The organism is Ancylomarina euxina, from assembly GCF_003863355.1.
In the GTDB taxonomy this organism is placed as follows: Bacteria; Bacteroidota; Bacteroidia; order Bacteroidales; family Marinifilaceae; genus Ancylomarina; species Ancylomarina euxinus.
Genome location: NZ_QQWG01000035.1, coordinates 1 through 8,166, shown reverse-complemented (window position 1 = coordinate 8,166; position 8,166 = coordinate 1). Strand labels below are relative to the sequence as shown.

At 31.4% G+C, this 8,166-nt stretch carries 8 protein-coding genes; all 8 read right to left on the bottom strand.

The features are described from left to right. Positions 1 to 316: 316 nt before the first annotated feature. Positions 317 to 1,441: a TlpA family protein disulfide reductase gene (locus tag DWB61_RS17225; RefSeq protein ID WP_125032184.1), complete on the bottom strand. Its 1,125-nt coding sequence runs from the start codon at positions 1,439 to 1,441 to the stop codon at positions 317 to 319. A gap of 219 nt (positions 1,442 to 1,660) precedes the next feature. Continuing rightward, on the bottom strand, positions 1,661 to 2,149 hold the full coding sequence (locus tag DWB61_RS17220; RefSeq protein WP_125032183.1) for a DUF4279 domain-containing protein: 489 nt from the start codon (positions 2,147 to 2,149) through the stop codon (positions 1,661 to 1,663). 248 nt (positions 2,150 to 2,397) lie between these two features. Continuing rightward, positions 2,398 to 2,829, bottom strand: coding sequence for a DUF6998 domain-containing protein (locus DWB61_RS17215; protein ID WP_125032182.1), 432 nt, complete (start codon positions 2,827 to 2,829; stop codon positions 2,398 to 2,400). Between the two features lie 44 nt (positions 2,830 to 2,873). Beyond that, positions 2,874 to 3,281 (bottom strand): hypothetical protein, encoded by a 408-nt coding sequence (locus tag DWB61_RS17210; protein WP_125032181.1) that lies wholly within the window; start codon positions 3,279 to 3,281, stop codon positions 2,874 to 2,876. Positions 3,282 to 3,515: 234 nt separating this feature from the next. Further along, on the bottom strand, positions 3,516 to 4,316 hold the full coding sequence (locus tag DWB61_RS17205) for a hypothetical protein (protein WP_125032180.1): 801 nt from the start codon (positions 4,314 to 4,316) through the stop codon (positions 3,516 to 3,518). A gap of 230 nt (positions 4,317 to 4,546) precedes the next feature. Continuing rightward, complete coding sequence (locus DWB61_RS17200) at positions 4,547 to 5,056, bottom strand: hypothetical protein (protein WP_125032179.1); 510 nt, start codon at positions 5,054 to 5,056, stop codon at positions 4,547 to 4,549. A gap of 237 nt (positions 5,057 to 5,293) precedes the next feature. Further along, positions 5,294 to 5,623 (bottom strand): hypothetical protein, encoded by a 330-nt coding sequence (locus DWB61_RS17195; RefSeq protein WP_125032178.1) that lies wholly within the window; start codon positions 5,621 to 5,623, stop codon positions 5,294 to 5,296. Between the two features lie 389 nt (positions 5,624 to 6,012). Then, positions 6,013 to 7,995, bottom strand: coding sequence for a DUF4365 domain-containing protein (locus DWB61_RS17190; RefSeq protein WP_125032177.1), 1,983 nt, complete (start codon positions 7,993 to 7,995; stop codon positions 6,013 to 6,015). Positions 7,996 to 8,166: the final 171 nt, after the last annotated feature.

Genomic DNA, 8,166 nt, shown 5'->3' with positions numbered 1-8,166 from the left:
TCAAGTTTTAAACCTCAGTCAAAACTAGTAAAACAACTGGTGTACAATAAAACAGGAAAATCCATTAAAGCAGAAATGGCAACACGCTTGCCAGCGAGTGCCATTACGAATCAATTAACTGTAACGGATGGCGCTATGTAACGTAGGCGCCTTAGTTGATTTATGTTTCAATTTTCATAAAAAGGCAAGGTAGTTATTTTAGGATTACATTTAACTATAACAATTCTAAAATGGCTACCTTGCCGTTGCTCATTAAAAGCACAAAACCATCGAAACCCACTACCCGCCTATGGTATATAGCGTATGTTATGCACTTTTACTTTCCTGCAATAATTGCTTCAATTTCATCAATATCAGTCTGTGGATTTCCAATGAATAATACTTTGTTATTATTATCCAAGATTAGTAATTTAGGATAGGATCTTTTTTTATTAAAAATTGAAGTCAATTTTTCAGTTGTATAACCATGTTCCCATTTCATATCCTTCTTCTCAATAACAGATTTCACCTTTTCAATGTTTCTGTCCCTACAGTTTAGAGAAATAATACTTAAATGTTCAGCTTTAAATTTCTTCCTCAACATTTTTATTTTCTCGGTAGCGAGCAAACATGGCACACACCAAGTACCCCAAAGTTCTATAATTGTATACTTACTCTTTTGGGTTGATTCATAAAGACAACTCAACTTGTTTTCAAAAATATTCCTGTAATGCAAATTGGGTGCTAAATCTCCTTTTTTAAGTGCTTTATCATGATATTCCGAATTTTCTGCAATAGGAAGGTATTTCGATTTAATATCAATTTTATTGTGAGCACCAATTAGCTTACCAAAATTACTTTCTGATAGGCTTCCCCTATTAGCAATTTGTTTTGTTATTATTCGCCCATCATTGAAAAAGCTTACTTGTTTTAGAATTAATTTCCCATCTAAAAATATCTGTGATCCTTCAGTTGAAGGTAGCTTTTCATCAATATTAGTTAACCAAACTTTTCGCCAACCATTTTTCGAAGTTGAAAGCCAGACCGAGCACTCCTTTTGCAATATAATTTCATCTTCATCAGCTATTCTCTTATAGCTCTTAAATTTTAAATACTTCTTGGGTGAAAAATCACCCCATTTGTTTATCTGACCAGAAGTAACATCTAATCTATCAAGTTTATTCTTAGCAGAAATTAAAATGTATTGCGCTTGAACATCTTCTTTTAAAAACTGGTAAATCAAGACTGTGTCCTTTTTCACTAGATATTTCTCAGATACTGGTGACGAGAATATTTTTAGAAGCTCTGGACTATACTTTTCCCAGTCTCCATAATACTTAATACTATCTGATGCCTTATTAAAAGACAGGCTGATTTTATAATTTAAAGTTCCTTTATAATATTCTTGCGAATATGAATAAAATCCAAGTTGAAGGAAGAAAAGAAAAATAATGTATTTCATAGTTGTTATTATTAATTGTGCATAACGGTCTTGCTAAGTTTTCGTGGGCGATTTAAAAGAATTAACCTTTCAATCCGCGCGGAAGCAAGCCGCATAAATTTGTTTATATTTTTTCACAAACCAATCTAGGTGGCTTGCTGGTGTTTATTAATTGTACTAAACTTTCAAACTGCACATCACCGCCCATGAAATTTAGCTTTTGTTAGCGGTTCGGCGTTTTTATTCATCTTCACCGAGGCAGTATATATCAACGTCAATTCCAGCACCAATGTCAGCCAACATTTTTAACTGTTCCGGTTCAAAACCATAACCTGGATTATTCCCAGTATAATAATATTGTACTATTGTAAATCTTACCATCTTGCAACTTAGACCAATCTCTTTAATCGTGTCTATTCTTGGAATTATAATCTCGTTGAAAAACTTATCAACCAAATCGCCGATGAAATCATTTGTATTTATTTTCCATTCGAAATCCCAATGACTACAATCCCTAATTCTTGGGATATCTTTTTGTGGTCCAATAAAATATTCTTCACCTTTCTGTCCAGTTGAGAATGGTTGTAATCCAAGTTTTTGAGTTATCAAATCAGGTGCAAAGTCAAATTCTAGGAAATGAAGAATCAAATGATTCTGATTGATCTCAGAATCTCCATTTGTTCCCATTAGGTTTTTATAATCTTTTTTATCTAATCGTTTAAATGTCATTAATTATCAATGTTGTTGGTTTTTTTTTAACGCTGACCGCTAACGGTTTATGTATGTTTTCGTGCGGGATTTTAGAGTGATAAACTTTCAAACTACTAATTAGCCAAATCTGCGATTTCACATAATCTAATTTTTAATATACTCGTCAAATCGCAGAATTGGCGTTGTTTATTATGAAACATGACATTCATATTACCTCTTAAACCCGCATGAAATATACATTTTGTTAGGCGCTTTTGCCTCTAATTCTAATCTAGTTTCTCATAATTATAATTTATCAATTTTTCCTTTGTCAAAGTTCTTTTGCCTAATTTTGTCGTTTTAATTTTTTCTAATTTACTTTTTTCTAGCATATAGAAGACAAAATCTTCAACGCAATTTTCGGGATAATGTAACGATTCCCGATATAAGACTAGAATTAAAATATCATATTTAGACGTATCACCGATGTCAATATTCTTACCTTTTTGAGAGCCATTATACTTTATCTGAACTTTTTTATCTCCAATTTTGCCATCAAAATATTTTTCTCTTAGATTCTCATTTAATTCAATATTATATTTTTCTTTAGCCAAATATTCAGCAATATCTCCTAAAATTTGATCTCCTCTTATTATGTTTGCTTTTTTTAATTCTTTGACTGAATTAAAAAAAACCTTTATCAATTCAATATCTCCCACGTTTACCAATTTAGAGTGTCCTATAATATGTTTTCTTAAAATCCCTAAAAGACATCTGATTGGATAAATTTAACTCCACTATCTATAGCCATTAGCGTAAATCTCACACGAGAATTCATTGTAGGAACATATTCTTCAAAACAATTATGGCTTAGAATAGATTTTGATGAATCTTCACGACTCTTCAATTTCAAAAACATTTGCTCTATATCAGGCAAAAATGATCTTTGTGTCATAACCTTAGATTCAATATCGTCATTATCTATTATCAATTCAAACTGGGAATGATGTCCTGCATTATATCCTAATATAGTTATACCTATATCCTCACGATTCTCTTTGTGATGCTTACCAATATAATCGCCCATTTGGGTATTATGTGCATCTATTTCTTCTTCTGTAAACTTGAGAAAGTTTGTCAGAAGTTCAATCCAATTTATATTCAAACTCATTTTTATAATTGTTTATTAAAAATTCCTACAATACAATTGCGCCTAACGGTCTTGCTAAGTTTCGTGGGCAATTTCAAAGAATTGTCTTATCAAACCGCGCGGAAGCAAGCCGCTTAATTTTGTTTATATTTTTTTGCAAACCAAATCTAGGTGGCTTGCTGTTGTTGATTAACTGAACTAGCTCGCGAGCAATTCCCACCGCCCATGAAATTTAGCTATTGTTGGCAATAGTTATTAATTTCTCTTTACCCAAGTTATTTCAATGCAATTTTCAATCTTTCTAATTTCATTATAAAGTACCAAATCTGGTTTGTTTAGGTCTAATTCTAACATGTCATATTTACCCGAGAAACTATATTCATTATCAGTCCCTATTTGAGTAATCTCGCGATATTCTTTTTTTAGAAATATTTTTTCAATATCATTGATAGATACACGATACTCATATGGATATCGTCCCATGTCAGTTAAATGACCATTTTGTGACTTAAAAGGTTTACCAAATAAGCGGTCTGCTGTGCTTCCATATTTACCATACTCCCCATCAATATTTCCTTCATACGTATTAAATGTAATTATCTCATCATTAAGAACCTCCATATCTTTTGATAATGGATAGAAGTTTGTTATGTGCTTTCCTTTTATTTGAATTGTTACGTTATACCTAAAATACTCTCTAACTTCTTTATGCCTAACATAACGTTGTAATATAAAAAAATTATGATACTTTCTTTCTTCTTTTTGCTTCAATAAATTATTAATAGTAAAAGGAATATCTTCTTTTGTTTGAAAATCAAATAATTTAAAACCTTTTTCCAAATATGAAGATATGCATTGGGGGTTATTATCAAATTCTGAATATAGAATTCTTTCAATTACATACCCTTTGTCAGTATAGGTATAATAGTCATGACCTATCTTTAGAACTGTACCAGAATATTGATTGAGTTTCACAGTAACGTCATACTGTTTTTCAATTGGTACATTTATGTTATTATTAATTCTATTTTTTAAAAATATTCTACCAAACTTCATGATTATAATTATGGATTCCACAGAATTATTGCCAACGGTCTTGCTAAGTTTTCGTGGGCGATTAAAAACAGTTGTCTTATCAAACCGCTATAAAAGCAAGCCGCATAAATTTGTTTATATTTTTAAGCAAACCAATTTTGGTTGCTTGCTGGTGTTTCTTAATTGAACTAAGCTTTCAAACTGCGAATCACCGCCCATGAAATTTAGCTTTTGTTAGCGAATGTACTTTATCATTCTTTGTCAAAATCTACAACTCTAATTGTATCCTTTTCAATTAAATATTCTTGCCATTTCCCACTCAAATTCTCAACGTCACAGTTAAGTGATACTCTAAGTTGTCCAATTTCTGCAATTACTCTTCTATCTCTATAGTCGTAAATTGAACCGCTAGTTTCTCTCCATTGGCTGATTACCTTCTTGCCGTCATCATTTGTATAAATTGATACGTCTTGCCAAATCGGATAAGAACTTGAAGTTGTCAGCATTAATGACCAGAGTCCAATTAAAAAATAAGGAATTGCTATTAATCCCATAATCCCAAGATTCACCCTCTTAAGAGCTTTATTGTCTATTTCTCGTATCTGTCTGTAAAGTCCAAAGAAGATTATTAGAATTATAGTCATAACAAGAAAAACGGAAATTCTATCGTACGTTGAGTTCGAAAAGTCAATAGGATTTCCAATAAACAAGAATGTCATTAGGAAGATAAAACCAATAAATATTTGGACAACTTTATTCATTAAATATTAATCTTTTTAGTGACTTTCATAGTATGTTCGCTAACGGCCTTGCTAAGTTTTCGTGGGTGATTTCGAAGAATTATCCTTTCAAATCGCACGAAAGCAAGCCGCATAAATTTGTTTAAATTTTTAATCAAACCAAATCTAGGAGGCTTGCTTGTGTTTCTTAATTGAACTAAGCTTTCAACCTGAGCATCACCGCCCATGAAATTTAGCTTTTGTTAGGGGCTGTGGTATTTAGTCTTTTTTTTCTTCTTCCTCAGATTTTTGCTGATCCAATAAAGCTTCAATTTTACTTAAATAATCAGGTAGATCAGACTCAACGTATCTCCAAAAACTCTCAAATTGAAATTGTCCTCCATTGGAAATTGTGCTATTAACAAGGGGATTATACAATTCATTCTCTATGAATTTAGCATGTGTAACCATATTGTCGGAAGCTCTATCTCTGTCCTTTTTTCTTGACGCATTCTTTGCATCAGATTTATACTCTTTATATTTGTCAAAATGATACTCCAATGACTCTTTGATTCTTTCAATTTCAAGTATCTCTTTTTCCTTACTCATATCTATTCTTATTAAAATTGTAACTCAATTTACTGGTTCTATTTATCCTGATAATAATAAGTAGCTGTTAATAATTATTAATATCCTCCCTATCCAAAGTTGTTATTGCTGATTTTTGATTAATGACCATTATCACCACTTACTTCTTTATCATCAAGTTTTTAAATTCTTGCAATGAAGGCATTGCCCCTAACGGTCTTGCTAAGTTGCGTGGGCGATTTAAAAGAGTTTACCTTTCAAATCGCGCGGAAGCAAGCCGATTAAATTTGCTTATATTTTTGAACAAACCAATTTAGTTGGCTTGCTGGTGTTTCCTAAATGCTCTAAACTTTCAATCTGCACATCACCGCCCATGAAATTTAGCTTTTGTTAGCGTTTCGTTGTTTATTCTAATCCTCTTTTAATAATTTTAATTTACTATTCATTTCTATTAAGACTCGTTCATGTAAATCCACATACCAATCTTCGGACAAATATTCTGCCGAGTCAGGTTTTTCTAAACTTAATAAGCCTGCAAGCATACCTGTTTGAGCTCCAAACTCACGTATAACAATTGTAGGGAATTCTGCGCAAACATGAGCCATGATATTAATCGCTTCTTCTTGAGGAAACACAGATTCAGGGAGTATCATTTTAATAATATTTGTCGATACTTCAAGGTCACCTAAAATACTATTGCAAATAATATTAGAATCCATATTTTTAAAATACTTTGAAATTGCATTACTATAGCTCTTTGCAAATACAAAGTCTAAAATTTCCCAGAATTCTGAGGGTATAATATATAATTCAGAAATTAGATGATCTAAATATCTAAGGATTGGGTAATTATTTCTAAACTCTAGATATTTGTCATAGTGGAGCAGAAAAATTATATCATCTCGAAGGTTAATGTCACAATATTTTATAGAATCAAAACTAATTGCCCTGAAAATGGAAGTGTGTTTTTTTATTAAATCAAAGATTGCCTTTTCATCAGTCGATTGCTTGATTGATAATATTGTATAAAGACTTTTATAATCATTCTCCAATTCTAGACGAAATTCAAAGAATTTTAAAGCTTCAACTTTTAACCATTCGTTATCTGTCCAATTTTCGATTAATAAATTTGACTTGAAGTTTAAATAAACTAGATCATCAGAATAATGGTCTAAGCCTTTGTTTATCCAAGTTAAAGATTGTTTTATATTTCCTAATTTCTCATGAGCATGAGCAATTCCAAAATATCCATATCGATACTCAAGAAGCATATCAGCATCATTATCTATTGCTTCCATCATAAGAAGTAGTCCATCTTTGTCTTTGTCATAAATACGAGAAAGCGTTACACCCTTACTAAAAAGAGCCTGAGGCAACTTAGGGTTTATTCTTAAAGCATTATCATAACAACTAATTTCTTTTTCATGTTCTTCGATATCAAAATAAACCTGTCCAAGATTTTTCCATGCTTGCTCAAAATTAGGGTTGAATTTTAAGCATAATTTAAAATGGTCAATTGCTTCTTGATTGTAACCTAATCTACTTAAGGTATTAGCATAATTATAGTGATAAATAAATTGCGTATTGTCTTGCTCTAAAAAGTCTCTAAACAAATTTTTAGCTTCAATAATCTTTCCTTTGATTCCATTTTGCATTCCATCTTCTGCTAAAATGCACGCTTTTGTAAGGTATTGGTTGGATGTCCCTGAAAGTTCAATAACCTTATTGATATTGTTAATTGCTTCCTTGTAATTAAACGTAGAGTATTGACTTTGAGCTAAACCTTCAATAATGGCAATATCACCTGGTGCATCTTCTAGTAAATTTTTAAAATAGAAAATTGCCTTTTCAAAGTCTTTTGAGAAATAGTATTTCCATGCAAGAACTTGAGAATTAGAAATTTCATCATATTCAAGAGTCCTAATACCTTCAACGAGCATTTTCATACTGAAGATATTTTGAACATATTTGGAAATAGATTCCCAATCAATTTGGCTCAGTTTATTAGCCTTTGGGATATTTATAGTGTATGTTTTTTGAGAAGAAGTTAAGTCAAAATCTAATTCATTATACCAACACCAATATGCCTCTTTATCCTCTTGTATGTACGCTACAAGTAAAACAGGTTCTAACTTTGTATTAAACAGCCCTAAAGTTGAATGCTTTAAAATAATTGTAGCTGAATTATCATTTGTTTCTTTTAATTTGCTTTTTAACTGAACTGAAAAACTAAGCCCCGTTACTTGATTATTAGAAACAATATTTACAGTGTAATCAATACCATAATCATGCTCAGGTTTATCGGTATACCATTCATTAGGAACTTGAAAATTGAAATATTTATTCGATTCTGTTTCTAATATGTGGTTGTTATGTCTATTCGGTTTATCCAATTTCTTCTAAATTTATGATTATCATATTTGTATTACGCTTCTACAGTCAAGTAGGTAAGGGGAATTTCACCCCAAACCTCTCACAGAACCGTACGTGATAGTCTCCCATCATACGGCTCCTCAGTTAATTATTTACCATCTTCGGTCTTCCTACTACATGTAGTTGCCATT